Consider the following 24,095-nt stretch of genomic DNA (forward strand, 5'->3'; position numbering starts at 1 on the left):
GGATTAGAATGCCCATGTCCTACCAATCTGATTTGCGTTACAGCTTCCAACCTCTGGTTGGCAAAGCTGAATTTGAAGTGGTGTCATTTGAACTCAGGGAGGGGATCAGCACGCTTTTCGAACTGGAGCTGACATTGATCAGCTTTGAAAACGATATCGACTTCGGCCACCTGCTCGACAAACCGGTGCTGCTCACTATTTGGGATATAGATCGACCGGTGCGTTACGTGCACGGCTTGGTCAGCCGATTCAGCCAGGGCGAAAGCGGCTTCTACCGTACCTACTATCACGCCTTGGTAGAGCCCATCCTGGCGCGCGCCGGGCTTCGCTCAAACTGGCGGATCTTTCAGCAAAAGACCGTCCCGCAGATTCTTGAGCTGATGCTCAAGCGTCAGGGCATCGATCAATACGAGCTTCGCTCGGGCATGGATCACCAAGTGCGCGAGTTCTGTGTACAAGCGGGCGAGACTGACCTTGCCTTCATCGCCCGCCTGGCGGCCGAAGAAGGCTTCGTCTATCGCTTCGAGCACAGTGAAACCCTGCATAAGCTGATCATCACGGATCAGCTGCTATCCCTGGGGCTGATCAGCCATGGGGCGCTCAAGACCGACAACGGTGACGAAGGCTTCTTCGACGGCGAAGACGTTATCGACCCCGATACCGTGCTGTATCAGCCCGACAGTGGTGGCGATCAGGCCAGGCCTTGCCTGCGGCGCTTTTGCTACAGCGAGCACGTCAGAACCTCGCGACAGGTACAACGCGACTACACCTTCACCAACCCGGCGTATCGCCAGGAACACCGTGCTTCAGGCGCTTTCCTGGAACACCAGTCCAGCGACTACGAGCGCTTCGACTACCCCGGCCGCTACAAGCGCGATGCCGTGGGCAAGCCGTTCACCGAAAACCGTATCACCGCCCTGCGCCATGATGTGCGCATCGCGCAGGTGCAGGGCGATGACGTCAGGCTGCAGCCTGGCCTGAGCTTCACACTCACAGGCCACACTCGCGACGACCTAAATGTGCATTGGCGTGTGAACAGCGTGGTTCACAAGGGCAGCCAGTTCACCAGCCTCCAGGAAGAAGCAGGCGGCGTAGATCAAAGCACGCGCTATGAGCAAACCGCCCAGCTGGTACCCGGCAGAACCGAATGGCGCCCTGCTCCGCTCGAAAAACCCCGCGTGGACGGCCCGCACATGGCAACCGTGGTCGGCCCTGCGGGCGAGGAGATCTACTGCGACGAATGGGGCCGGGTCAAGGTCAGCTTCCCCTGGGACCGGGAGAGCAACAACGACGAGTTCAGCTCCTGCTGGGTGCGGGTATCCCAAGGGTGGGCAGGTGGCAGTTGGGGCTCGATGGCCATCCCGCGCATCGGCCAAGACGTGGTCATCCAGTACGTCAACGGCGACCCCGACCAGCCGATGATTACCGGGCGTACGTATTGCGGTAACCAACTGCCGCCCTACGACCTGCCCGACCACAAAACACGCATGACCATCAAGAGCCAGACCCACAAGGGCGATGGCTTCAACGAGCTGCGGTTCGAGGACGAGCTGGGTCGGCAGGAAGTATTTATCCATGCGGAGAAGGACCAGAACAACGTCGTCAAACACAACGAAACCACCTTCGTCGGCAATGACCGCAGCGAGCGGGTGGACCATAACGAAACCGTCTCCATCGGCGACCACCGCACCGAAGACGTTGGCAAGAACGAAACCATCAGCATTGGCGCCAACCGTAGCGTGACCATCGGTGCCAACAAGACCGAGATCATCGCATTGGCCAAGGCAGTGACCATTGGCGCGGGCTACCAGGTCAGTGTCGGTGCGGCAATGAACACGACAGTTGGTCTTAGCCAAAGCGAACAGGTGGGTATTCACAAGTCCGTAATCGTTGGCAATCGCTTCAACATCACAGCAGGCGACGAACTCAGCATCACGGTTGGCAAAGCGTCGTTGGTCATGAAGTCCGACGGAACCGTGCTGATCAACGGCAGCAACTTTGACTTCAGTGCCACAGGGCCTGTGCAAATCAACGGCAAGGATGTCGATCTCAACTGAAGGGGTAACCCAGGATGGAATTTCGCAACCTGACGCCGTTTGACGTCATGTGCTTCAGTGCGCTCAGCAAACTGGATATAGAGCACCCAGTGATTGTGATGAAAGTTGGCTATCGACTACAACCCATTGCCAAGAAACCAGGGAGCTTTTCCGCTGAAGTAATCGATGATGACCCTGTTCCACTTTGCCTAGCCGATAAATACTATGGCGAGGAAGGGCGCAGTAGCGTCAAGGAAGAGAGTGATTTAGCACCTTTCAAACCTCGCTGTGATGTTATTGTCAATGGACATACCTATGCACCAGGCATGGAAGCTGCGCGCTCGTGGACTGCTGGTATTCGCTTGAGCGAACCTGCGGCGCCAGTAGAGATAAATATTGCATCACCAAAATCGTCCACTGCTGACGGACCTCCGACCGAGCAACAGTTATATGCATGGCGGGATGCACAAGCGGAGGCAACACTGCGCCGCGCTAATGCCCCAACTCGCAATATCTTGTTGAACAAGCGGCTCCGCTTCACCGGGCCTCGGATCTTCAAGCCAGGCCTGTTTACAGGGTGGCATGTGACTGAAGCAGAACTTGCCGAGCGCGTACCACTGCAATGGGAATACGCTTTTGGCGGTTCAAGCATTTTGCATAACCCTCAATTTCCTGATCGTGCCTCTGAGCCTCATATCATTAATCAGGTTTGCTATAGCAATCCACTGGGCCAGGGATGGGTCGACCCTCGTCACTTAGAGTTCGCGAACTCAATTGAGCAGCCGATAGAGGCCTTGCTGGCTCCTCAGATTGAACAAATCAATGACCCCATTACCAAACTTGCAAGTAGCCATCAGCCCGATGGTGATGTCACGGCTAAAGAGATGGCCGAGATATCCAGAGCGCTCACTCACCAGCCAGCAGGGTTTGGAGTAGTCGGGCGCGCTTGGGCGCCACGCCTTGCCCTCGCGGGCACCTATGATGATGAATGGCGGGACACTCGCTGGCCTGGCCTCCCTGCCGACTTTGAGTTTGGCTATTGGAACTGTGCTCCTGAAGATCAGCAAACAGCCTTCTTGAGGCCTGATGTACAGATCGAATTGTTCAACCTGACCTCACATGAAAACGGCCACAACGGTCGTCTGGTCATTGAATTACCAGGTCATCGTCCATTTCTGCTGGCACGGCTTCACAACGGTGCGCTGATTCCCATTCCTTTACTCACAGACACCCTGGTTATCGACACAGACGAAATGAGTTTGTCGTTGACTCATCGAATCAGTCTTCCCTCTACCGAACCTATCCGTGCACTGGAAGCCAGGTTCGAGATCGACCCCACAGCCCCACTCATAAAACGCGCCCGCCCCACAAAACTAACTGAAGGGGTGAGAGGCTGATGGCAGAGAATATACTTGCTCGTAAACAAGAAAACTGGAGAGTCGTCAGCATCGCCCCCGATGTTTGTAAAACTCCCATGGGTGGCGCGACCCCGCCTGTTCCCTATCCCGTCACTGCTGAGCTGAAGATAGCAACTGGCGTAGCGAAATCCGTGCGTGTCAACGGCAAATCAATTGTCGTATATGACATGAGCTTCGTACCTAAAACTGAGGGGGATCAGGCAGGTGCGGCGAAAGGGATCGTGAGCAATACCGTTGGTGGCAAATGTTATCCGCAAGAAAAGAGCAGCACAGTGCGCGCCGAGGGGAAATTGGTCGTCCGCCACAATGATCTATTTTGGATGAATGGGTCGTAGTCATGGACGAACCTTTAGAAATTAAAATCAGTAAGTTCCAACAATACATAAGCGATACGCACAGTATCGCCACCTATCAAGAAGGTAATGCCGTAGTCGTTCAATTCTGGAACGGAAAAATACTAACAACCAGAGAGCACCTGTCTTACGAAGAATATACAAAATTTCGCGCAGACGTCCCAGAATATGGATTGCCCGACTACGCACCGCCGAGAACAACGAAAGATGAGCATATAGGAACAACCCCCAATGGAAACACTGTAGGTCGAGTCATAGGCTTAGTCGACTTATCCAACAAGAAAAACAGCGACTACAACCCCCCTATCGATGAAGAATTAGATCCTGAGCTCAACTCTGAAGACAACACACTCAACAATATACAACTGAGTCTTGACTTGTTAAGCATTATCCCTGGGATCGGAACAATTGCTGGGGGCACTAACGCTGCCATGAGCATAGGACGGGGGAATTACACTGAAGCAATGGCATCTGCCGCAGCAATGATTCCGTTTGCTGGGGGACTCATTAAAGGTGGAGTACTCATTGGAAAAACTGGCGGAAAATTCAGCAAAATAACGGCTAGGTTACGAGATGGAGGAAAAGGCAAGCGTGTTATAGACCCGCGCTGCATACTCCGCCCATATAAAATTAAAGGAAGACCGACATGTCCCCCGCCCCTGACCGGCCACCATGTCGTCCCAGACCGTGTTTTTCGATTAGGCTCAAGGACGCGAATTCCTGGTGGGATTTCCAAAAATGATGGGTTAGTGATATGCGTTCAGGGCAAAGATCGGACAGGTGAGCATGGTAGAATTCATCGAATTTACGATCCGGAAGAACAGGCTGTGGGTCTACTCAACTCACCGAGGGGTACCGCCCCACTGCTTATATTAGAAGAAATCGGCGCCAGAGCAGTCAGCAGAGTAACAAAATGCAATGAAGCCAACCTATTAGCGCAGCTTAGAGGCTATCACCAATCCAAAGGATTGCAGCTTGACTTCATAGGCAGAGCCGACCCATATGGACATATTACTAAAACCATTCCTGTAGAGTCAGTTGGCTCAAAATCCAATTCAGGCACAGGACCACTTTGAATGAAAAAAACAAACAATTCCAGCATCACGATGCTGGCCGGGACCGCGATAAGCGAAACCATATATTACATGACTGGCACGCTAGACAATCTAGCCAGCGACATAATTTTCACAAGAATGTTTATTTATGACGATAGTGCGACACCCTCCAATCAATGGTTCCATCACGACCTACCGGGTTGGGCAGTGATATCTACCTGTTTAGTTCCTGCGAATCCCACAACTCCCCGGCACGTTTGTTCGCTAAGCGAGCAGGGTGATGTCGAACTCTATAGCTCCGCAGGAATCAGAATAGAAAAAATCAAAGGTGCCGGCCTCGGTCACATAGAGGAGAGCCGAGGCTATATGACTCGCATTAGACATATAGGAGATGCGCTATACGCATGCGGGTATGCCGGGCAGGTATACAAGAGGCAAAAAGAAAAGTGGGAGCGCTTTGATGCCGGAATCAGAGACAAAAGCCCCAGCTCCCTCACTGCCATCGCTACTCCCTTAGACTTGATTGATATTCACGGACTGCACCAATCTGATATATACATTGTTGGAAGCGAAGGTTTCATTGCTCACTACAACGGAATCAGTTGGTCAATACTCCCCCCCGTAACCAGGGCATGCCTGTACGGCATATTTATTCAGTCGGAGAGCGAGGTCTGGGTTGCCGGATCAAATGGCACCATTCTAAAAGGGAACGCCATAAATGGCTTTCAAGCAATTTACCGAAAGACGCTTGACTGTGACTTTTATTCTATAGCAAATCTTGAGAATGAATATTACATTGGCGCAAGCGACGGGTTATACAACATGCGTTATGGCAAAATACTAAAGGTCAATCTGCCCGAGAAAATCATTGAGATCGACTCAATAGAGACAAAGAATGGAACACTTTGGGCATTAGGATCTAAAAAATTAATTAGATACGATGGAACCACCTGGAAGTTGATTAATCACATTGACAACAACTAACCTTATCTTTCAAGCCAGTGCAGAGGCATCACTATGCACTGGCAGTACGTACAAATACCACCATAATTTCACAATACCAAACCACATTACAACATTACTCACTGTAGGCGCCCGATTAACAGCACGACCTCACTCCTGAAAAGCAGGCTTTATCCACATAAGACCGAGACCATCGCATTGACCAAGGCATTGACCATTGGCGCGGGCTACCAGGTCAGTGTCGGTGCGGCAATGAACACGACAGTTGGTCTTAGCCAAAGCGAACAGGTAGGCATCCACAAGTCCGTAATCGTTGGCAACCGCTTCAACATCACAGCAGGCGACGAACTCAGCATCACGGTAGGAAAGGCCTCGTTGGTCATGAAGTCCGACGGAACCGTGCTGATCAATGGCAGCAACTTTGACTTCAGTGCCACAGGGCCTGTGCAAATCAACGGCAAGGATGTCGACCTCAACTGAAGGGATAACCCAAGATGGATTTTCGCAACCTGACGCCGTTTGACGTCATGTGCTTCAGTGCGCTCGCGCCCGACGGTCAGGAACATCCTGTCATAGCCATGAAGGTCGGTTATCGACTTGAACCGTTTGAGGGCTGTCCTGGCAAACTCCGAGCCATCGTCATTGATGACGAACCCGTGCCGCTTTGCATGGCCGATACCTACTATGCAGAAATCGGCAGCAGTTCTGTATTCGAAGAGAGCGACCTGGCGCCATTCAAGCCCCGCTGCGATGTCATCGTCGTCGGCCATTCGCATGCACCGGCAGGACAACCTGCAACTTCGTGGGAAGCCGGTGTCCGTGTTACATCGACCCGTCCCAAACAAGTAATCCCTGATCCGCCCTCCCCGAAGCGCGCGCCGAATGTTTATCTGACCGCCGATGAATTGCAGGCGCACCAGGCAGAAGTGCTGGAAGTTCGCCGTCGCAACAGAGAACAGCTCACGCCAATCGTGTTACTGGACAAGACCCTGCGTTTCAACGGTCCACGAGAGTTTCATCATAACTTCTTCGGCTGGCATCTCACCGATCCAGAACTTGCCACGCGCGTTCCTCTGCGCTGGGAACATGCTTTTGGAGGCACCAGCCAGTTCGCCAATCCCGAATATAGGCATAACTCCAACGCCTCGGAGCTCCTGCTCAACGAAGTGTGCTTCAGTAATCCGCTGGGCTGTGGCTGGCTGGAGCATCGCCATGAAAAGCTGCATTACGAGCAGACCGGCGAAAAGCTCGCCAGCCTGTCGGCGCCCCAGATCGAGCATTTGGACGCCCCCATCGAGCGCCTGTTGCGCTCGCAGCATCCAGCTGGCCCGCTAAATGCCACTGCCATGGCGGAGGTGGCGGCCTCTTATGGCTGCAGGCCGGCCGGCTTCGGCATCGTTGGTCGCGCCTGGGCACCGCGCTTGGCACTTGCTGGCACTTATGACGAAAGTTGGGAAGACAACCACTGGCCGGGACTGCCACAGGACTTCGATTTTGGCTATTGGAACGGAGCCCCGGCTGACCAGCAAGTTGCTTTTCCTACACCAGATGCACGCGTTGCCCTATTCAACCTGATTGATCCATCCCTGAGCCAGGATGGGCACTGTGAAGTCCAGCTCCCAGGTCACCGCCCCTTCGTGCTCATGCGCATGACCAACGGCGGAATGCTGCCGCTGCCAATGCTCACCGACACATTGCGCATTGACACCGATGCCATGACCCTGTCGATGACGCACCGCATCAGCCTGTCCAATTCGCTTGATATTCGCGTGCTCGAAGCGCGTTTTGAAACCAATCCCGACGCTCCCATCATTCGGCGCGCCCCACACCGCAGCGGGGAGCACGTCTGATATGGCCGATAACGTAATGGCTCGGCAGCAGACTAAATGGACGGTCATCAGCATCGCGCCAGACGTTTGCAAAACACCGATGGGCAGCAGCGTTCCACCCGTGCCTTATCCGGTCACGGCAGAGCTGAATACCAGCACCGGTGTGGCGAAAAGCGTGCGTGCTAATGGCCATCCGGTGGTTGTCTACAAGCGCAGTTTCACTCCCAAGACCATCGGTGACGCCGCTGGCCAAGCCAAAGGCGTCAAGAGCGATACCGTCGAAGGCAAATGCCACCCGTTGGAGCACAGCAGTTCAGTGCGTGCGGAAGGCTGTCACTTGGTTCGCCATGGGGACCTGTTCTGGATGAATGGAAGTTGATGCCATGAGTGAGCAACCCATTCAACTGGACACGCTGCATGTCCAGGTACAGGAAGTATCGCTACGTAAGCTGCCAAACGGCCCAGACAGGATGTTTGTGCAGACTGATGGCGCCGGCAAAGTGCTGGTGGACTTTGCCGATGGGGCCAACGAGTGGGGCAAAGCCCTAGAACTCAACGAGGAAGAATACGAAGCGTTGCGCCAGGAGGCGTTTCACAGAGAACTGGCAGACTTACAGGACATACCGACCTACACTGAACTTTACCCATTCGCAGGCAACAGTGGCGCCATCACGTCGCCCAACGGCAACACGCTGGGGCGCGTAAACGGGGAAACGCCCGCGATGGGTAAAACTGCTGATGACTCAAATGCTGACGTGGAGATCCAGACACCGGAAGAAGGCATAACGGGCGCGCAGATGCTGGACGGCCTTCAGCTGGGGCTGGATATTGTTGGCCTGATTCCAGTGATAGGTGAGTTTGCCGATGTTGCCAACGCGGGCATCAGCCTTTCTCGGGGGGATTATGCGGGCGCAGCCTTGTCATTGCTTTCAGCTATTCCGTTCGTGGGTTACGTGGGTACGGCAGGCAAAGTCGGACGATATGGCACGAAAGCGGCTGCGGAAGCGTCGGCCAAGGCCGCCAATGAAATGGCAAACCGATCCGCTAAGGAAGCCGCTGAAAAGACAGCTAAGGAAGGCTCCGAGCATGCTATAAAACGCGCAGATGGCGTGGCATCCAATAGCAAGGATGGTGCAAAAGCTACTGCTACCAGTGCTGCTGAAGATGCCTCGCCTCGTTTTTCTAACGATACACCGGACGGAAGTTTTTCAATTTCAGATTGGACAGGCTATCCAACGGGCGTCCCCGTACCGCAAGGGCCATTCAGATTACTGGAGGGCGCGGAGTACAATTCCGCCAGAGAGGCTGCCAATAAGGCCAATAGAGCTCTTCGCCGAGAACAAGGCCTCGTAGGTAAGCCTGTGGACGTGCATGAAATAAATCCAGTAAAATTTGGGGGAAGTCCAGCGGACCCGGCCAATAAAGTTATCCTACCTCGGGATGTTCATCGGCAGCAGGTAACTCCTTGGTGGAATCAATTGCAGAAAGACTTAGGAGAAAAACCATGAAATACGACCTAACAGAGGGACAACTCAATGGTCCAGCTGAAATCTCGACCATTGACAATCTATCAAAAAACTTGGCAGCGACACTACCCGAGAGTTATATTGAATTCCTTAGAAAGCACGATGGTGGCGAAGGATTCATTGGCGACAATTACATAATTTTCTGGAAGGCAGAAGAAGTAGTCGACTTCAATCGCGAATATGAGGTCGAGACTTATGCGCCAGGTATATTTTTGTTCGCCTCTAACGGCGGAGGGGAAGGTTATGGATTTGACACATTGAATGCAGCACTGCCGATAGTTCGGATTCCCTTTATAGGAATGGATCGTCAGTATGCCATCTCGGTAGCGAGTGACCTTCCCGATCTATTTGCTCAATTGGCGGACTAAAATGATTGACAAGAATAAGCACTCACGACCTAAAGGCATGGAGCTCTTCGAGATTAAACCCGCTATCGTTGGTGGTGATCCGATAAACCCTGAAAACAAAACCTGGTTAACGAGACAGCAGCACTTTGAGGCTGTGCGGTACTGGAACCGAATTATCACTAGCCTGCGTAACAAGCCAGAGTAGAGAAATACTCCTCATTCAACTTGTCGCCCGATGACGACAAGTTGATACTCCCTACACACTTACATTGCCATTAGGAAAAAAAGGTGACCGGATAGATAATGTGCGGTACAACCGACTAACTATTCTCGCTACAGGCGAACGTTACCCATACCCACAAACATCAGGCAAACGCCTTTTGTCTTGCCGCGATATGGCTGCGGGCGCTGGATAGGGCATTCGTCGCTGGATAGCGGCGCATCGATGCCAGAAGACAACGGGATAAGTCGTAGGGGATTTCTGCTTAACGTCTTGTGAGCGCGGCGCGGTCATCTATCCGGTGAGTGCGTGCTCCGCATTGTTTGCTGCGCAGTGGCTGCGGCAAGCGCTGAATGCGGGCACATCCTCAATCGACGTCAACGGTCGCCCAGGAGAGTCAAAGATGACCCAGCCCATCCAGGCCTTGATGCTCGACACTGAACACCGCATCCTCCGCCGACCCGACGTGGAGCGCAAAACCGGCTTCAAGCGTGCACACATCTACGCGCTGATCGCCCAGGGCAAGTTCCCCAAGCCCATCAAGCTTGGCGTACGTACGGTCGGCTGGAACTCCCTGGAGGTCGAGCGCTGGCTGATCGACCGCGTTTCGCCACGCGACTGAGGGGCCTGTCATGCATGTGACCGCGATCGCCTCGACCAAAGGCGGGGTGGGTAAGACCACCACCGCTGCCAACCTGGGCGGCTTGGCCGCCGATGCCGGGTTGCGAGTGCTGCTGTTGGACGTGGATGTGCAGCCTACCCTGTCCAGCTACTACACCCTACCCCATCGGGCCCCGGCTGGGTGTTACGAACTGCTGGCCTACAACGAATCCAGCCGCTCGCAACTGATCTGCCGTACCGCCATCGAGGGCCTGGACCTGTTGGTGTCGAATGACGCGCAAGGCCAGTTGAACACCCTGCTTTTGCATGCACCGGATGGCCGCCTGCGGCAGCGTAACCTGTTGTCATTGTTCCAGCCACACTACGACCTGTTGTTGATCGACACCCAGGGCGCACGCAGCGTACTGCGGGAGATGGCGATTCTGGCGTCCGACCTGGTGCTGTCGCCGGTTACGCCGGAAATCCTCGCGGCCCGCGGACTGAGCCGGGGCACCCTGCAGTGCTCAGGGACCTGGCGTCCATTAAGGCACGCGCTATGAGTAAACCGCCCAACTTGTTCCCGGCAAAACCGAGTGGTACCCCCTCCGCTCGAAAAGCCCCGTGTGGACGGCCCGCACATGACGACCGTCGTCGGGCCGCCTGGTGAGGAGATCTATTGCGATGAATGGGGCCGGGTCATGGTCAGCTTCCCCTAGGACCGGGAAAGCAACAAACAACAAACTCAGCTCTTGCTGGGTGCGGGTATCCCAGGGTTGGGCCGGTGGCAATTGGGGAGCGATGGCCATCCCGCGTATCGGCCAGGACGTAATCCAGTTCCAGGCAGAAGGGCATAGTCAGCGACCAACGACGCATAAGGCAGGCGCTCAGGTAGGTAGTGTAGCCGCATACAGCTCCTGGCCGTTGACCTTGGCGGCCTTGGGCGCAGCGATGAACAGCCGTGCTCTGCGCCCGATGACAAATGGCTCGATCGCACACTCCGCAACGTTGTACAGCCAGCGTTTCAATTGGCCCAGAATCATCGGCGCGTGAGCCGTATCGTTCACAAGGGCAGCCAGTTCATCAGCTTGCAGGAGAAAGCCCCTGGCACCGATCAAAGCACTTCGAGGCAAAAACCGCCTCCCCACGCATACTCCGCGACCTCAGCGTTATGTGCCCCTGTTCAACATTCTGGCGCTTTGCTTGATCGCGGCTGTGGCGCTACAGTTGACCAATTGAGTAGGATTTAACGCTCATACTCGTTGTACGGCTAGTTTCGTCCTGGATACAACACCTCCAGATCACGTCGGGACGGCCTTGAACGGAGGTGCGATGATTAACCGAACAGCGGCTGACTGGCAGCGCCTGCAAGACCTGCCGGCGCTGCTTGAACAGCTACCTAACCTCGCTGCAGAACTGGCGTTCCCCTTCTACAGCTTCACCTTTAGCAGCCAGACCCATCAACTCAGCGCAGGCAACCTCCCGCCACAGGGTATGCAATTGGTCCAGGCAGCTCTGGACTTGCGACCAGACACTCGCCAATACTCGAACATGCCCGTGATGTGGAGCGAAAACGCATTCCAGTCTGCCCCAGGCTCATGGGCGACGGCTTATGCACTGGGCCTACGTCACGGCTGGATCCAGCCGCTACACGACGGTAACGGCCACAGCAGCCTGACGCTGCTGCGCCCTCACGTCAGCGTGTCGATCACTGAGCATTACGAAAAAGCCGCGTGGGTCATGTGGCTGGGAGAGCGCCTGCACCTGGCCGCCGCCCGGGAGGCAAGCCTGGCTGAACGCGGGCATGGGCCGGCCTTGCGCACCTTGCTGCGCTCCAAGCGCGAATGCGGCGGCCGTTAGAAACATGCGGAGCGTGAAGTGCCGTGCTGCTGCAAATTTACTGAAGCCCTGGCTTTACCATCAATCCGATAAGCCAATTTGGCGAATGCACAAATGTAAACGCCGCGGCCCAGTGGCCCCGGCGCTCATTTGTTGCAATGCACCGGCCGTATAAGAAGGCGGGGCTCGCTGCGACACACAGTGTTCACGCTGCGGTCAGCTAACCTGCCCGATCAAGCCGCGCTGAACATCTTGTGTGGGTCGATAACAAATTTCTTGGGCACACCAGCATCGAACTCACCGTATCCTTCCGGAGCTTGATCCAGGCTGATCACCTGCACACCGACTACTTCGGCAATGTTGATTCGGTCCCACATGATCGCCTGCATCAACTGACGGTTGTACTTCATCGTGGGGGTCTGGCCAGTGTGGAAGCTGTGCGATTTCGCCCAGCCCAAGCCGAAGCGGATGCTCAACGCCCCCATTTTTGCAGCAGCATCGTGCGCGCCCGGGTCTTCTGTCACGTATAGGCCAGGAATACCAATCTTGCCGGCTACACGGGTAACCTGCATGAGCGAGTTGAGCACGGTTGCTGGCGCTTCCTGTTTAGCGCCTTCGTGGCCGTGGCCGCGAGCTTCGAAACCTACTGCGTCGATCGCGCAGTCCACCTCTGGTTCGCCCAGAATATCGGCGATCTGTTCGTGAAGCGGGGTGTCCTTGGTCAGATCGACCACTTCGAATCCTTGAGCCTTGGCATGCGCCAGGCGCAGCGGATTCAGATCGCCAACGATCACACAGGCAGCGCCCAGCAGACGGGCCGATGCGGCGGCAGCCAAGCCGACCGGGCCGGCTCCGGCAACGTAGACAGTGCTGCCTGGGCCCACGCCCGCGGTAACGGCGCCGTGGTAGCCGGTCGGCAGAATGTCGGACAGGCAGGTCAGGTCACGGATCTTTTCCATGGCCTTGTCGCGCTCTGGCAATTTCAGCAGGTTGAAGTCGGCGTACGGCACCAGCACATACTCCGCCTGGCCGCCCGTCCAGTCGCCCATGTCGACGTAGCCATAAGCCCCACCCGGGCGATCCGGGTTGACGGTAAGGCAGACACCGGTATGCATTTCTTTGCAGGAACGGCAACGGCCGCAGGCTACGTTGAACGGCACCGACACCAGATCGCCGATTTGCATGCGCTCGACATCGCTGCCCTTTTCGACGATTTCACCGGTAATCTCGTGCCCCAGCACCAGGCCGACCTGGGCAGTGGTGCGACCGCGAACCATGTGCTGGTCGGAGCCGCAAATGTTGGTCGAGACCACTTTCAGAATGACGCCGTGCTCGATCTTCTTGCCGCGCGGGTCCTGCATTTTCGGGTAGTCAATGTGCTGCACCTCGACCTTCCCTGCGCCCAGGTACACCACACCTCTGTTATTTGCACTCATCTACTACCTCTCTTTTTGGTAAAACTCGTTCACTGCAAAAATCGATCTTCGAATGGATACCGCGTGAGTACCTCACAGCCGTCATCCGTGACCAACAACTGGTTTTCAAGCTTGATGCCGTCCCGCCCCCCGACCTCACCGACATAAGCCTCCACGCACAATGCCATGCCCGGCTCCAGTACGCCTTCATAGCCGTACGATTCGACATCCTCGGGATAACGGATGCACGGATACTCATCGCACAGGCCGACCCCGTGGAACATCACGCCATAACGTTGAGCGCGGCATGATTCGGGCAGACGATGACCGAGCTTGGTCAGTTCAGTGAATCCAACACCTGGACGAACCAACTCGGTGTTGTGATGAATGTGTTCGAAGGCGATCTGATAAAGCCGTTTCTGTTCTGCAGTAGGCTGCAAATCCCCGCAGATCCAGCTACGCGACATATCTACACACATGCCATAGACACCGATCAGATCGGTATCGAAGGACACCAGGTCTCCGTCACTCAAGACCCTAGGCCCCGACTCTTGATACCAAGGGTTGGTGCGCGGTCCAGAACTCAAGATGCGCGTTTCGATCCACTCGCCGCCACGACGGATATTGCCTGCGTGAAGTGCTGCCCAGACGTCGTTCTCCGTCGCACCCGCATGCATCGTTTCGCGCATCTCGCGAATGGATGCTTCGCAGGCGGCCACAGCACAGCGCATGGCCTTGATCTCATCGGGCCCTTTGATGACCCGCGCATACTCGGTTACCTCTTGGCCGCTGCAAACCTCCACGCCGAGAGCATCAAGTGCTCGAAGGCCGGCTACCTCGATGCGATCGACAGCCAGCCTACGATTGGCGCCCCCGTGCGTGCGTAGGAGTTCATCCACTTGCCCAGCAAAACGCTTGGCATGCTGATCCGTGCGATCGCCCGTTTCGAAGAAGAAGAACGAGGCTCCGCTACGCAGCTCGCTGACCAGGGGTAAATGGGCCGAGAGGTGGTCGCAACCATGGAAATCCCACAGCACCACATGCCCACTGGCAGAAACAAAGCAGGCCCTGGCCGGGTTGTGAGTGGTCCACAGCTGCATGTTCGTCGTATCAGTGGCGTAGCGAATGTTAAGCGGGTCGAACAACAGAATGCCCGCAACGTCACGGGCCTGGAGCTGCTGGACCAGGCGTCCCAGACGATACTCGCGCATCGTCGGGAGATGGGGCACCGCCAGCGATAATGCTGCCCATTCAGCGAAAGCCAATGGCGTTGGGCCGATTTCAGTACGGTCGTTGTTTGCTGAAGAGCCGTCCGGACGATGCCGGGAAGGATCGATACGTCGGCTATTGGCAGAAATGGAAAATGGTGTACTTCCCATAGCTCACGGTTGTCCTGATGTTCTTGTCATTTCACCTTGGCACCCGCTGCGCGACCGCCTGGATTATTGTCCCCAGGCGACGCGGTTGGTGCCGTTCGGTGTGGGCAGGGGTTCGGTCAGTTGCTTGCCTGGGCAGCAGCGGCGCGGGCCGCTTGCAACCAGCCATCAAATTCCTGTTGATGGGCGGCAATCCATTCTTTGGTGTGACGCTGGATATCGGCCACGGATTTCTCCCCCTGCTGCATTTTCAGGTTCTGCGCGCTTTCGTCAGCAGCCGGGATCTGCATCACGGAAAGAAACTTGACTGCTGCAGGGTTTTTCTCGGCGAAATCGCGATTGACCAACGCCTGCACCTTGTCCAGCGCGAAGCCGAGGTTCTTACCCTCATAGACCGTGTTGACCGTGTTATCGCCGCCGGGCAGGTCAGTTTTGGGCACCTGCAGCCAGACGACATCTCGCCCTTCCACCAACACACCTGCAACCCATTGCGGAACCCAGGTGTAGTAGAGCACCGGCTTACCTTCCTTGAAGCGAGAAATCGTGTCCGCCATCAGGGCGAAGTATGAGCCCTGATTGACATGAACCGTTTTCTCCAGATCATAGGCCTTCATCTGATGGGCGATGACAAGCTCGCAACCCCAACCGGGATTGCAGCCGGTCATATCCGCTTTACCGTCGCCATCCGCATCGAAGAGCTTCGCGATTTCAGGTTTTTTCAGGTCGGTGAGGTACTTGATGTTGTATTGATCGGCTGTTTTTTTGTCGATCAAGTAACCCTGCAAAATTCCAGGCAGGATGTTGCCAACCTTGATCATATTGGCGTCGCCACCGGCTTTCTCGTAGAACGCAGCGTGCAATTTGTCCCACGCATTCACGGTAAAGTCGGCATCACCATAACCGACCGCCAGCACCATGGTGGCGTACTCAGTCTCCTTGGGCTGTTGAACTTTGTAGCCAAGCTCGCGCAAACCCGCCAGGGCAACTTCTCCGCGGAAACGCTCCTCATCGACGGTAGGAAACGCTGGGGTGATTTTCACGCCCTCCCCTGGCTTATCCGCTGAAGCGTTGGCCCCCAGGCAGAACAAGCTCAACGCCACGGCGCAGGTGCCGTGAAAGAACTGACGGGCAAATTTGGACTCGAACATCTTCGCGTACCTTTTTAGGATTGTTGGATGGACTGCGGCAGATAGAACAGAGCAGCTCAGGCGGTCTCACGCCGAACGCGTGGCGGGTTTTTGTTGAACAAGCGAAGGACAAGGCCAGTAGGGCCGGTGTGGTACCAACGCCGGCTCGGGTCAGCACTTGTGCGGGCGCCCATGGCCTGAGTCAGGCGGTCGAGGAAAATCGCCAGCAGAACCAGCCCGACCCCACCGACCGTGGCCAGGCCCATGTCCAGGCGGCCGATGCCGCGCAGCACCATCTGGCCCAGGCCACCGACCGAAATCATCGACGCGATCACCACCATCGACAGCGACAGCATCAGGGTCTGGTTCAGGCCGGCCATGATGGTCGAGGTGGCCAGCGGCAGTTGCACGCGGGTCAGCATTTGCCGTGGCGTGCAGCCAAAGGCGCGGGCCGCTTCGATCTTGTCTTCCGGCACCTGGCGGATGCCCAGGTTGGTCAGACGCACCAGCGGCGGCAGGGCGAAGACGATGGTCACCAGCACGCCGGGCACGTTGCCGATGCCGAACAGCATCACCACCGGTACCAGGTAGACGAACGCAGGCAGGGTCTGCATGGCGTCGAGCAGAGGCCGGATAATGCTTTCCAGGCGGTTGCTGCGGGCGCAGACGATGCCCAGCGGAATACCAATAACCGCGCAGAAAAACACCGAGGTCAGCACCAGCGCCAGGGTGGTCATCGACTCCGACCACACGCCGATCAGGCCGAGCAAGGTCAGGGTGATGAAGCACAACAGCGCCATGCGCTTGCCGGCCAGCTGCCAGCCCAGCAACGACGAGAGGATGATGCCGATGGTGGGCGGGATGCTCTGCAGGGTGAACTCGATGCCATTGAGCACCTGGTCGATCGGCCAGCGAATGGCGCGAAACACCTCACGGAAGTTGTGCACCAGGAAGTTGAGCGTCGCAGTGACCCAGTCGCCCAGCGGGAGGGTGGCCGCCTGGAACGGGTCGAGAAGGCTGAATTCGGACATGAGGGCTTACCTCTTGGTGGCTTAGTTGCGGCTCAGGGTCTGTAGCAGCTCGTTCTTCGACAAGGTGCCCTTGAAGGCACCCTGGCGGTCGAGTACCGGCACCGGGTACGGCAGGTTGGCCGCAATGCCCAGCACTTCATGCAGCGGCGTGTCGGTGTACACCGGACGCTGCTCGTGCAGGCTATAGCGGTCACTGGCGGTAGCGCCGTTGGCGTCGGTATCGACCACACCCAGCAATTGCCCGCGGTCGTCGACCAGGTAACCGAATGGCACACCGGCCTGGAAGCTCGGCGCCTTGCCATTGACCTTGCACACCACCGCCGGGTCGAAGCGGGCCACATCGCCGGCCTTGAGCACCCGCGAGCTGTCGAAGCTCTTGAAGAAGGTGCGCACGTAGTCGTTGGCCGGCTGGTTGATAAGCTCTTGCGGGGTGCCGATCTGCACCACGCGGCCGCCTTCCATGATGGCGATGCGATGACCGATGCGTATGGCTTCCTCGATGTCGTGGGAAATAAAGATGATGGTGCGCTGCTGCTCGGCCTGCAGGCGGATCAACTCGCCCTGCATCTCGCTGCGGATCAACGGGTCGAGTGCCGAGAACGCTTCGTCCATCAACAGGATGGCCGGGTCGTTGGCCAGCGCCCGGGCCAGGCCCACGCGCTGCTGCATGCCGCCGGACAGCTGGTGTGGGTAACTGTGCTCGTGGCCGGCCAGGCCAACCTGGCCCAAGGCTTCTCGGGCGCGGCTGTGGCGTTCGCCTTCCGGCACGCCGGCAATCTCCAGGCCGAAGGCGGTGTTTTCAAGCACGCTCATGTGCGGCATCAACGCAAAGGACTGGAACACCATGCCCATTTCCTTGCGCCGAACATCGAGCAAGGCTTTGTCGGAGAGCCCGGTAATTTCCTTGCCGTTGAGGTGGATGCTGCCGGAGGTAGGCTCAATCAGACGATTGAACAGCCGCACCATGGTCGACTTGCCTGATCCGGACAAACCCATGATGACGAAAATCTCACCGCGCTTGACGGAAAAACTGGCGTCAAACACACCCACCACATGCCCTGTGCTTTTGAAAATCTCATCTTTGTGCGCGCCCTTTCTCAGCATATCCATGGCCAATTCAGGACGCGGCCCGAATACCTTGAAAATATTCTTTACCGAAAGGATTTCGTTGCCTTCACTCATACGACCCTCTTTATTATATTTGTGACCAATTCGCCGACTCGTTACACGAGTCGCCGCACAACTGGCAGGTCGCTCTGCAGGTGCGAGCGATACTAGACGAGGTGCCCTGCTCGGCGAGCAGGGGGCGGTGATGCACCGGACTTCCGTGAATAAATTACTTAGCTTGCAATCCATTTTCATCTCGACATAACCACACTTTAGGCCAGACGGCGCGGGCCTCATTGTATGCTTCAGTCAAAAAATGTAATTTCCAGGCAGACGCGATTAAACATGCGCGCAAAGCGCTATGCATAACTTCAGATCACCCAACCATAACCCGGCACCAAGGTTGAACTTTTCTGTAGCGACGCGCTGTACGGCGCCTTAATCTGTTCTGCGCACATTACCAAGCCTAGACGTGTTCGGGTGGGCTGTGCCGCTAAGCTATGCCCTACTTAGTCATACCGCTGGACTAAGCTCCTTTTCAGCACCTCGTTCGGAACCTGTATGAAAAACCACGAGACGAATAACAATCATAAAGGCTATCGGCGCATCATTCCGTCCATGACCGCATTGCTACAGTTCGAGGCTGTCGCGCGCCTTAACAGCTTCACGCTCGCCGGGTCGGAGCTGGGCGTTTCACAAGCCGCTGTGAGCAAGCAAATCAGGCTTCTGGAAGAAAATGTCGGTACCCAATTGTTTCAGCGCATGCACCGCAATATCTACCTGACCGAAGCAGGGCAGACGCTGTTCGCTATCATTTCGGAGGCGTTGCAGAAAATTGCCAGCGGGTTCGATCAGATCCTGGAAGGTAATGAAAAGGAGGAAATCGTCCTGTCCTCCACCGCGCCCGTGTCCCAGTTCCGGATAATGCCGCGCCTGAATACGCTGGTAGATGCCCTACCCCACGTCAGGCTCAGGCTGTCGACCCAGATGTTTCTGGGGGACCTCAAGGCGCCGGATTTCGACATGGACATCCGTTTCGGCAACGGTCACTGGGATGACGGTGAAGCCATCCTTTTGTTCGAAGAAGAAGTCTTTCCGGTGTGCGCTCCGGCCTGGCTGGCTCGCAACCCCATGCCATCAACCCTTGAAGATCTGACCACCGCTGGGCTGTTGGACGCCGAAGCCACGTCGGAGGGCTGGATCACCTGGCCGGCCTGGTTCAAAGAGCTAGGCGCCAGCTACTCAAAGCTGACCATCAACCTGCGTTGCAGCCTTTACACCGATGCTATTCAAGCTGCAGTCAACGGTTACGGCATCGCACTGGGGTGGGGGAGGATGGTCGATCACCTGATCGACAGCGGTGAACTGGTAAAACTTGAACCTTTCGTCGTCAGGCCCAAAAAATCGTATTACCTCATCGTGCCAAAAGGTCGTCCCGTAACAGCGAACGCGACCGCCGTGGTGCAGTGGCTGCAGAGTAAAGCGGTGCCACCCACCAAGAAAATCGTCACTGAATAACTTAGGGTTATGCAAGCGTAATAATTGGTGCGTTGACGAGATTTGGGACTGCTCAAATAATTCACTGGCGTTCATGGCGAACTAAAAAATAAGAGCCCGTGAGGATTACAATGAGCACTTCCCCTATCAAAACGCACCGTGAGTTGCTGGACTCGCGCAAGCCTGGTTTCGGTATGCCTGGCGAACTCTATAGTCGCCAGGACGTATTCGAAAAAGATCTTGAAGTCTTCTTCCACAAGCACTGGATTCTGGTTGCCGTTACAGCTGACATCGCTGAGCCTGGCGATGTCTACACGGTCGATATCGGCAAAGCGTCGATCATTGTAGTGCGTGATGACGACGAACAGGTCCGGGCATATCGCAACGTTTGCCGCCACCGCGGCGCACGCCTGAAAGAGGCTGGCAAATCTACAGTCGGCATGCTGGTCTGCCCTTATCACCAGTGGACCTATGACCTGGACGGCAGCCTCAAGCACGCCAAGCACATGGGCACCGATTTCGATCCTTCATGCCGCAGCCTGATCCCGGTCAACTGCGAAGTGATTGGCACCCACGTATTCGTTTGCCTGAGCGATACACCGCCAGAGGACATCAAAGTCCTGGCCGACACCATGCGCCCTCGCTTCGAACCGTTTGACCTGACCAAGACCAAGATTGCCTACGAGCTCGACTATGTCGAGAACGGCAACTGGAAACTGGTCATGGAGAACAACCGGGAATGCTATCACTGTGAAGGTACTCACCCTGAGCTGATCGTCTCCTACCAGTCGGAAGACCTAGGTGTAAGCCTGGAGGAAATGACCGAAGAGCAGCGGGCGTCCTACGACGCCTATCAGATTCGTAAAGCAGGCATCGAAGCCAGTTGGGAAAGCGACAGGCTGCTCTATACCACGGTAGAACATCTGGCAGACGATGCCCCTACCCAATTCCGCACTCAACGCATGATCATCGCGGGTTCGGGCGAATCGCAAACCCTCGACACCAAGGTGGCCTGCACCAAGCTGCTCGGCAACCTCACCCGCAAAGATTTGGGCGACACCCATATGTGGGGCAACAACAGCTGGACGCATGTGATGAGCGACCACGCCATGATCAGCTGGATCTTCCCGCTGTCGCCGGACAAGACCTTGGTGCGCACCAAATGGCTGGTTCACCAGGATGCGGTCGAAGGCGTCGATTACGATCTGCAGCGCCTGACGGAAGTGTGGGTCGCTACAACCCAGCAGGACGCAAACCTCGTCGCGATCACGCACAGCGGCACTCAAGATCCAGCATTCGTACCTGGGCCTTACTCTCAATTCACCGAGCCGTATGTTGATCAGTTTGCACGCTGGTACTCCACTCGCCTCGCAGCACACGGGATTTGATGGTGATGGGCATGATCGAGACTATTGCCAGCCTGCGGGCTGATCAGCGCTTCGCCGACACCGACCACTGGGCGGCTTTTGGCGTGCAGTGGGCGAGCGGCGAAACCAAGCGAATCGAATGCCTGACCGTCGTGAACGAAACGCACGACGTCAAGACATTCGTCTTCCATTGCCCTGATTATCACGCGCTGGCATACGAACCCGGGCAGTTCCTCACCGTATCGCCGGTGGTGAACGGCGAAAGCATCTCCCGGTGCTATACCCTGTCGTCGACGCCGACGCGCCCATTCACCTTCAGCATCACGGTGAAGCGGGTGCCGGGCGGCGTCGTTTCCAACTGGCTGCACGACAACCTGCGTGCCGGTGATGCGCTCGTGGCTTCCGGCCCGGCCGGCATCTTCACACCCGTAGCCGCACCGGCCAAAAAGTTGCTCTACCTCTCGGCGGGCTCGGGGGTAACGCCGGTGATGGCCATGACTCGCGCCGCTGCGGATCTGCACGCCGACCTCGACATCGTGTTCGTGCACAGCGCCCGCACCCCGAAAGACATCATTTTCCGCGATGAGTTGTCGCGCCTCGAACGCTCCATGCCACGCCTGAAGACCTTCTTCTTCTGCGAGAGCAACGGGGACGAACCAGACTGGCAGGGGCCAACCGGCCGGTTGTCTGTCGAGCAGCTTCAGCAGCTGGTCCCGGACTTCCTCGAGCGGGAAGTCTTCACCTGCGGCCCGAAAGGCTACATGGACGCAGTGAAAGCCCTGCTGCAGGCCGGCGGCTTCGACATGAGCCACTACCATCAGGAAAGCTTCGATATCAACGCTGAAGTCGTGGTGGAAGTCGAAACGCCTGCGTCGGTCGAAACAGCGCCCGGGGCGGACACTTTCACGGTGCGCCTGGCACGGTCAGGCAAGGAATTCACCATGACCGCCGACCAGACCGTACTCGCTGCTGCGAAAAAAGCGGGTGCAGTAGTGCCGTCGTCATGCAGTCAGGGCGTATGCGGCACGTGCAAGACCGCCGTACTGGAAGGCACTGTGGAAATGCACCACAACGGCGGCATCCGCCAACGCGAAATTGACAAAGGCCTGCGCTTGCTCTGCTGCAGCCGACCGACATCCAACCTGGTTGTCGACCTCTGACATCGACCTGGTGCGCTACTCCCATGGAGCGGGCCCCTCTCTGGAGAATCTGAACATCACCCTTCCAGGTGGATACCTGGGTTGGCTGGTGCGCGGCTAGCGCCGCGCACCAGCTTTTTTTCGTTACGTTTCGATCATCGATATGCCGAGCTGATTTGCAGCTTTCAAGAATAAAAAGGATATAGCCGATGCGTGCAAAGCAAGGCCTTCTAAAGGGCCTGAACCCCACCGTGACCGTCTGGTCACTTGCCCTGGTCATGGCCTTCGTCATTTTCTGCGGCATCTATGGAGAATCAGCCACGGGCGTTTTCAAACTCGCCTCGGACGCCATTCTCGACAACTTCAAATGGTTCTATATCTCCCTGGTGAGCGGCGTCTTGCTGGTGCTGGCGGTGCTGGCCATGAGCCGATATGGCACCCTGCGCCTCGGGCGACCGGACGAAAAACCCGAATATAGCTTCGCAGCATGGATCTCCATGTTGTTCAGTGCCGGCATGGGCGTGGGCCTGATCTTCTGGTCGGTTGCCGAACCTGTGCTGCATTACGCAAGCAACCCGTTCACTCCGGGGTTCACGGATGAATCCGCCAGCATGGCGATGCGCATCACCATGCTGCACTGGGGCCTGCACCCGTGGTCAATCTTCACCCTCATCGGCTTGGGCCTGGCCTATTTTGCCTATCGCGAAGGCCTGCCGCTGGCGCTGCGCTCGATTCTCTATCCGCTGATCGGAAACCGGATCTACGGCCCGATTGGTCACACGGTCGATATCGTTGGCGCGGTCGTCACCGCTTTCGGCGTTTCCCAGGCACTCGGCCTCGGTGTCGAGCAAATCAACATGGGGCTGCACCACGTCTTCGGCTTTCCCGTCAGCCTGACTTTCAAGCTTTCGATTATCGTCGTGGTCACGATTATCGCCTCCCTATCTCTGCTCGCCGGTGTGTCCAAAGGGATGAAACGTCTCTGCACATTGAACATGTGGATCTCTCTGGGGCTGGTAGCCGTGGTGCTGGCGCTGGGGCCAACCAACTTCATCATGAACCTGTTGTTCGAAACGACCGGTGATTATCTGCAGAACATCGTGGGCATGAGCTTCTGGACGGACGCCCAAGCGGGTAGCGAATGGCAGAAGACCTGGACCGCGTTCTACTGGCCATGGTGGATGACCTGGGGGCCATTCGTAGGGCTGTTCATCGCCAAGATTTCGCGAGGCCGCACTGTCAGGGAATTGGTTTTCGGCGCGCTGCTGGTGCCCACCATCGTCACCTTGATCTGGATGTCGGTGTTCGGTGGCACCGCCCTGAAAGATGAACAACAGGTGCGCCATGCCTACGCCAACCTGCCAGTGGCGGAGCAGTCCGCAGCCGGTGCGTTCAAAGGCGGCCCGATTCTTGAGGAAACCCGTCGCGAAACCACCACTGCAATGTTCACCTTCCTCGGCAGGCTGGACGGCCCGACCGTCGGCGGCATCCTGAGCCTGGTCGTATGCCTGCTGCTTGCCGTGCACTTCGTTACCGCTGCCGATGCCGGGACACAGGTGATATCGACGCTGAACTCCTCTGGGTCGCTACACCCACCCAAGTGGATACGAATCATGTGGTGCGTACTCGAAGGTGCTATCGCGGGCAGCCTGATCATCGCGGGCGGGCTTCTGGCCATTCAAATGGCCAGCATCGTGGTCGGCCTGCCTATCGCTGTGTACATGCTGCTGACCGCCTATACCCTCTGCCGCAGCCTGCTCTCGAACAAGGACGTGATCGACGCCCCCACAGTTGTCGAGACCCACCGTCACCCTTCCCCGGAACGCGTTAGCCAGTAACAAGGAATACTCATC

At 56.6% G+C, this 24,095-nt stretch carries 22 protein-coding genes and 2 pseudogenes; 18 read left to right on the forward strand and 6 right to left on the reverse strand.

The annotated features are described in order from the left end of the window. Nucleotides 1-14: 14 nt before the first annotated feature. The 13 genes and pseudogenes from ACF8SD_RS16320 to ACF8SD_RS16380 form a co-directional block, all read left to right on the forward strand. Nucleotides 15-2,057, forward strand: coding sequence for a type VI secretion system Vgr family protein (locus ACF8SD_RS16320; protein WP_392483828.1), 2,043 nt, complete (start codon nucleotides 15-17; stop codon nucleotides 2,055-2,057). A 14-nt stretch (nucleotides 2,058-2,071) separates the two neighbouring features. Further along, the gene (locus tag ACF8SD_RS16325; RefSeq protein ID WP_392483827.1) at nucleotides 2,072-3,433 is read left to right on the forward strand and encodes a DUF2169 domain-containing protein; all 1,362 of its coding nucleotides are present in this window, start codon (nucleotides 2,072-2,074) and stop codon (nucleotides 3,431-3,433) included. Continuing rightward, a complete protein-coding gene (locus ACF8SD_RS16330) occupies nucleotides 3,433-3,789 on the forward strand; it encodes a DUF4150 domain-containing protein (protein WP_392483826.1) in 357 nt (118 codons plus the stop codon). Before ACF8SD_RS16325 ends, ACF8SD_RS16330 begins: the two co-directional genes overlap by 1 nt. A 2-nt stretch (nucleotides 3,790-3,791) precedes the next feature. Beyond that, a complete protein-coding gene (locus ACF8SD_RS16335) occupies nucleotides 3,792-4,883 on the forward strand; it encodes a hypothetical protein (RefSeq protein WP_173890315.1) in 1,092 nt (363 codons plus the stop codon). After that, the gene (locus ACF8SD_RS16340; protein WP_173890317.1) at nucleotides 4,884-5,846 is read left to right on the forward strand and encodes a hypothetical protein; all 963 of its coding nucleotides are present in this window, start codon (nucleotides 4,884-4,886) and stop codon (nucleotides 5,844-5,846) included. A gap of 177 nt (nucleotides 5,847-6,023) precedes the next feature. Beyond that, on the forward strand, nucleotides 6,024-6,305 hold the full coding sequence (locus ACF8SD_RS16345; RefSeq protein ID WP_218581694.1) for a hypothetical protein: 282 nt from the start codon (nucleotides 6,024-6,026) through the stop codon (nucleotides 6,303-6,305). A gap of 14 nt (nucleotides 6,306-6,319) precedes the next feature. Beyond that, a complete protein-coding gene (locus ACF8SD_RS16350) occupies nucleotides 6,320-7,675 on the forward strand; it encodes a DUF2169 domain-containing protein (RefSeq protein WP_392483825.1) in 1,356 nt (451 codons plus the stop codon). Nucleotide 7,676: 1 nt separating this feature from the next. Then, complete coding sequence (locus ACF8SD_RS16355; protein ID WP_173890320.1) at nucleotides 7,677-8,033, forward strand: DUF4150 domain-containing protein; 357 nt, start codon at nucleotides 7,677-7,679, stop codon at nucleotides 8,031-8,033. Nucleotides 8,034-8,037: 4 nt separating this feature from the next. Further along, nucleotides 8,038-9,162 (forward strand): hypothetical protein, encoded by a 1,125-nt coding sequence (locus ACF8SD_RS16360; RefSeq protein WP_173890322.1) that lies wholly within the window; start codon nucleotides 8,038-8,040, stop codon nucleotides 9,160-9,162. Further along, nucleotides 9,159-9,548: an SMI1/KNR4 family protein gene (locus ACF8SD_RS16365; RefSeq protein WP_173890324.1), complete on the forward strand. Its 390-nt coding sequence runs from the start codon at nucleotides 9,159-9,161 to the stop codon at nucleotides 9,546-9,548. The genes ACF8SD_RS16360 and ACF8SD_RS16365 overlap by 4 nt, the downstream gene beginning before the upstream one ends. Nucleotides 9,549-10,150: 602 nt before the next feature. After that, entirely contained in the window at nucleotides 10,151-10,369 is a 219-nt protein-coding gene (locus tag ACF8SD_RS16370) for a helix-turn-helix transcriptional regulator (RefSeq protein ID WP_392483824.1), read from the forward strand. A gap of 10 nt (nucleotides 10,370-10,379) precedes the next feature. After that, nucleotides 10,380-10,898, forward strand: a pseudogene (locus tag ACF8SD_RS16375) (ParA family protein); the annotation flags it as partial. A gap of 16 nt (nucleotides 10,899-10,914) precedes the next feature. Further along, a pseudogene (locus ACF8SD_RS16380) lies at nucleotides 10,915-11,178 on the forward strand (phage baseplate assembly protein V); the annotation flags it as partial. Nucleotides 11,179-11,231: 53 nt separating this feature from the next. Here ACF8SD_RS16380 and ACF8SD_RS16385 read toward each other — a convergent pair. Next, the gene (locus tag ACF8SD_RS16385) at nucleotides 11,232-11,411 is read right to left on the reverse strand and encodes a hypothetical protein (RefSeq protein ID WP_392483823.1); all 180 of its coding nucleotides are present in this window, start codon (nucleotides 11,409-11,411) and stop codon (nucleotides 11,232-11,234) included. A gap of 265 nt (nucleotides 11,412-11,676) precedes the next feature. Here ACF8SD_RS16385 and ACF8SD_RS16390 point away from each other — a divergent pair, with 265 nt between their 5' ends. Further along, nucleotides 11,677-12,204, forward strand: coding sequence for an autoinducer binding domain-containing protein (locus ACF8SD_RS16390; protein ID WP_392483822.1), 528 nt, complete (start codon nucleotides 11,677-11,679; stop codon nucleotides 12,202-12,204). 212 nt (nucleotides 12,205-12,416) lie between these two features. Here ACF8SD_RS16390 and fdhA read toward each other — a convergent pair whose 3' ends face one another. The 5 genes from fdhA to ACF8SD_RS16415 form a co-directional block, all read right to left on the reverse strand. Then, on the reverse strand, nucleotides 12,417-13,619 hold the full coding sequence (gene fdhA, locus ACF8SD_RS16395; RefSeq protein ID WP_392483821.1) for a formaldehyde dehydrogenase, glutathione-independent: 1,203 nt from the start codon (nucleotides 13,617-13,619) through the stop codon (nucleotides 12,417-12,419). 29 nt (nucleotides 13,620-13,648) lie between these two features. After that, the gene (dddP, locus tag ACF8SD_RS16400) at nucleotides 13,649-14,977 is read right to left on the reverse strand and encodes a dimethylsulfonioproprionate lyase DddP (protein ID WP_392483820.1); all 1,329 of its coding nucleotides are present in this window, start codon (nucleotides 14,975-14,977) and stop codon (nucleotides 13,649-13,651) included. 116 nt (nucleotides 14,978-15,093) lie between these two features. Beyond that, nucleotides 15,094-16,122, reverse strand: coding sequence for a glycine betaine/L-proline ABC transporter substrate-binding protein ProX (proX, locus tag ACF8SD_RS16405; RefSeq protein WP_392483819.1), 1,029 nt, complete (start codon nucleotides 16,120-16,122; stop codon nucleotides 15,094-15,096). A gap of 56 nt (nucleotides 16,123-16,178) precedes the next feature. Next, a complete protein-coding gene (gene proW / locus ACF8SD_RS16410) occupies nucleotides 16,179-17,132 on the reverse strand; it encodes a glycine betaine/L-proline ABC transporter permease ProW (protein ID WP_392503517.1) in 954 nt (317 codons plus the stop codon). A 21-nt stretch (nucleotides 17,133-17,153) separates the two neighbouring features. After that, nucleotides 17,154-18,314: a glycine betaine/L-proline ABC transporter ATP-binding protein gene (locus ACF8SD_RS16415; protein WP_392484706.1), complete on the reverse strand. Its 1,161-nt coding sequence runs from the start codon at nucleotides 18,312-18,314 to the stop codon at nucleotides 17,154-17,156. 486 nt (nucleotides 18,315-18,800) lie between these two features. Here ACF8SD_RS16415 and ACF8SD_RS16420 point away from each other — a divergent pair, with 486 nt between their 5' ends. The 4 genes from ACF8SD_RS16420 to ACF8SD_RS16435 all read left to right on the forward strand — a co-directional run bounded on the left by ACF8SD_RS16420 (nucleotide 18,801) and on the right by ACF8SD_RS16435 (nucleotide 24,080). Continuing rightward, nucleotides 18,801-19,757, forward strand: a complete 957-nt coding sequence (locus tag ACF8SD_RS16420; RefSeq protein WP_392484707.1) for a LysR substrate-binding domain-containing protein — start codon at nucleotides 18,801-18,803, stop codon at nucleotides 19,755-19,757. A 110-nt stretch (nucleotides 19,758-19,867) separates the two neighbouring features. Next, on the forward strand, nucleotides 19,868-21,124 hold the full coding sequence (locus tag ACF8SD_RS16425) for an SRPBCC family protein (RefSeq protein ID WP_392484708.1): 1,257 nt from the start codon (nucleotides 19,868-19,870) through the stop codon (nucleotides 21,122-21,124). Nucleotides 21,125-21,129: 5 nt separating this feature from the next. Continuing rightward, nucleotides 21,130-22,263 (forward strand): FAD-binding oxidoreductase, encoded by a 1,134-nt coding sequence (locus ACF8SD_RS16430; RefSeq protein WP_392484709.1) that lies wholly within the window; start codon nucleotides 21,130-21,132, stop codon nucleotides 22,261-22,263. 188 nt (nucleotides 22,264-22,451) lie between these two features. Next, the gene (locus tag ACF8SD_RS16435; protein ID WP_392484710.1) at nucleotides 22,452-24,080 is read left to right on the forward strand and encodes a BCCT family transporter; all 1,629 of its coding nucleotides are present in this window, start codon (nucleotides 22,452-22,454) and stop codon (nucleotides 24,078-24,080) included. Nucleotides 24,081-24,095: the final 15 nt, after the last annotated feature.

This window comes from Pseudomonas sp. CJQ_9 (assembly GCF_043106615.1).
Lineage (GTDB): Bacteria > Pseudomonadota > Gammaproteobacteria > Pseudomonadales > Pseudomonadaceae > Aquipseudomonas > Aquipseudomonas juntendi.

Excerpts from the sequence above, each read along its gene's own strand:
- ACF8SD_RS16335 (WP_173890315.1), top strand. The coding sequence starts at position 3,792 with ATGGACGAACCTTTAGAAATTAAAATCAGTAAGTTCCAACAATACATA.
- ACF8SD_RS16350 (WP_392483825.1), top strand. The coding sequence starts at position 6,320 with ATGGATTTTCGCAACCTGACGCCGTTTGACGTCATGTGCTTCAGTGCG.
- ACF8SD_RS16320 (WP_392483828.1), top strand. The coding sequence starts at position 15 with ATGTCCTACCAATCTGATTTGCGTTACAGCTTCCAACCTCTGGTTGGC.
- fdhA (WP_392483821.1), bottom strand. The coding sequence starts at position 13,619 with ATGAGTGCAAATAACAGAGGTGTGGTGTACCTGGGCGCAGGGAAGGTC.
- dddP (WP_392483820.1), bottom strand. The coding sequence starts at position 14,977 with ATGGGAAGTACACCATTTTCCATTTCTGCCAATAGCCGACGTATCGAT.
- ACF8SD_RS16430 (WP_392484709.1), top strand. The coding sequence starts at position 21,130 with ATGGGCATGATCGAGACTATTGCCAGCCTGCGGGCTGATCAGCGCTTC.
- ACF8SD_RS16365 (WP_173890324.1), top strand. The coding sequence starts at position 9,159 with ATGAAATACGACCTAACAGAGGGACAACTCAATGGTCCAGCTGAAATC.
- ACF8SD_RS16390 (WP_392483822.1), top strand. The coding sequence starts at position 11,677 with ATGATTAACCGAACAGCGGCTGACTGGCAGCGCCTGCAAGACCTGCCG.
- proX (WP_392483819.1), bottom strand. The coding sequence starts at position 16,122 with ATGTTCGAGTCCAAATTTGCCCGTCAGTTCTTTCACGGCACCTGCGCC.
- ACF8SD_RS16420 (WP_392484707.1), top strand. The coding sequence starts at position 18,801 with ATGAAAAACCACGAGACGAATAACAATCATAAAGGCTATCGGCGCATC.
- ACF8SD_RS16360 (WP_173890322.1), top strand. The coding sequence starts at position 8,038 with ATGAGTGAGCAACCCATTCAACTGGACACGCTGCATGTCCAGGTACAG.
- ACF8SD_RS16415 (WP_392484706.1), bottom strand. The coding sequence starts at position 18,314 with ATGAGTGAAGGCAACGAAATCCTTTCGGTAAAGAATATTTTCAAGGTA.
- ACF8SD_RS16325 (WP_392483827.1), top strand. The coding sequence starts at position 2,072 with ATGGAATTTCGCAACCTGACGCCGTTTGACGTCATGTGCTTCAGTGCG.
- proW (WP_392503517.1), bottom strand. The coding sequence starts at position 17,132 with ATGTCCGAATTCAGCCTTCTCGACCCGTTCCAGGCGGCCACCCTCCCG.
- ACF8SD_RS16435 (WP_392484710.1), top strand. The coding sequence starts at position 22,452 with ATGCGTGCAAAGCAAGGCCTTCTAAAGGGCCTGAACCCCACCGTGACC.
- ACF8SD_RS16330 (WP_392483826.1), top strand. The coding sequence starts at position 3,433 with ATGGCAGAGAATATACTTGCTCGTAAACAAGAAAACTGGAGAGTCGTC.
- ACF8SD_RS16355 (WP_173890320.1), top strand. The coding sequence starts at position 7,677 with ATGGCCGATAACGTAATGGCTCGGCAGCAGACTAAATGGACGGTCATC.
- ACF8SD_RS16340 (WP_173890317.1), top strand. The coding sequence starts at position 4,884 with ATGAAAAAAACAAACAATTCCAGCATCACGATGCTGGCCGGGACCGCG.
- ACF8SD_RS16370 (WP_392483824.1), top strand. The coding sequence starts at position 10,151 with ATGACCCAGCCCATCCAGGCCTTGATGCTCGACACTGAACACCGCATC.
- ACF8SD_RS16425 (WP_392484708.1), top strand. The coding sequence starts at position 19,868 with ATGAGCACTTCCCCTATCAAAACGCACCGTGAGTTGCTGGACTCGCGC.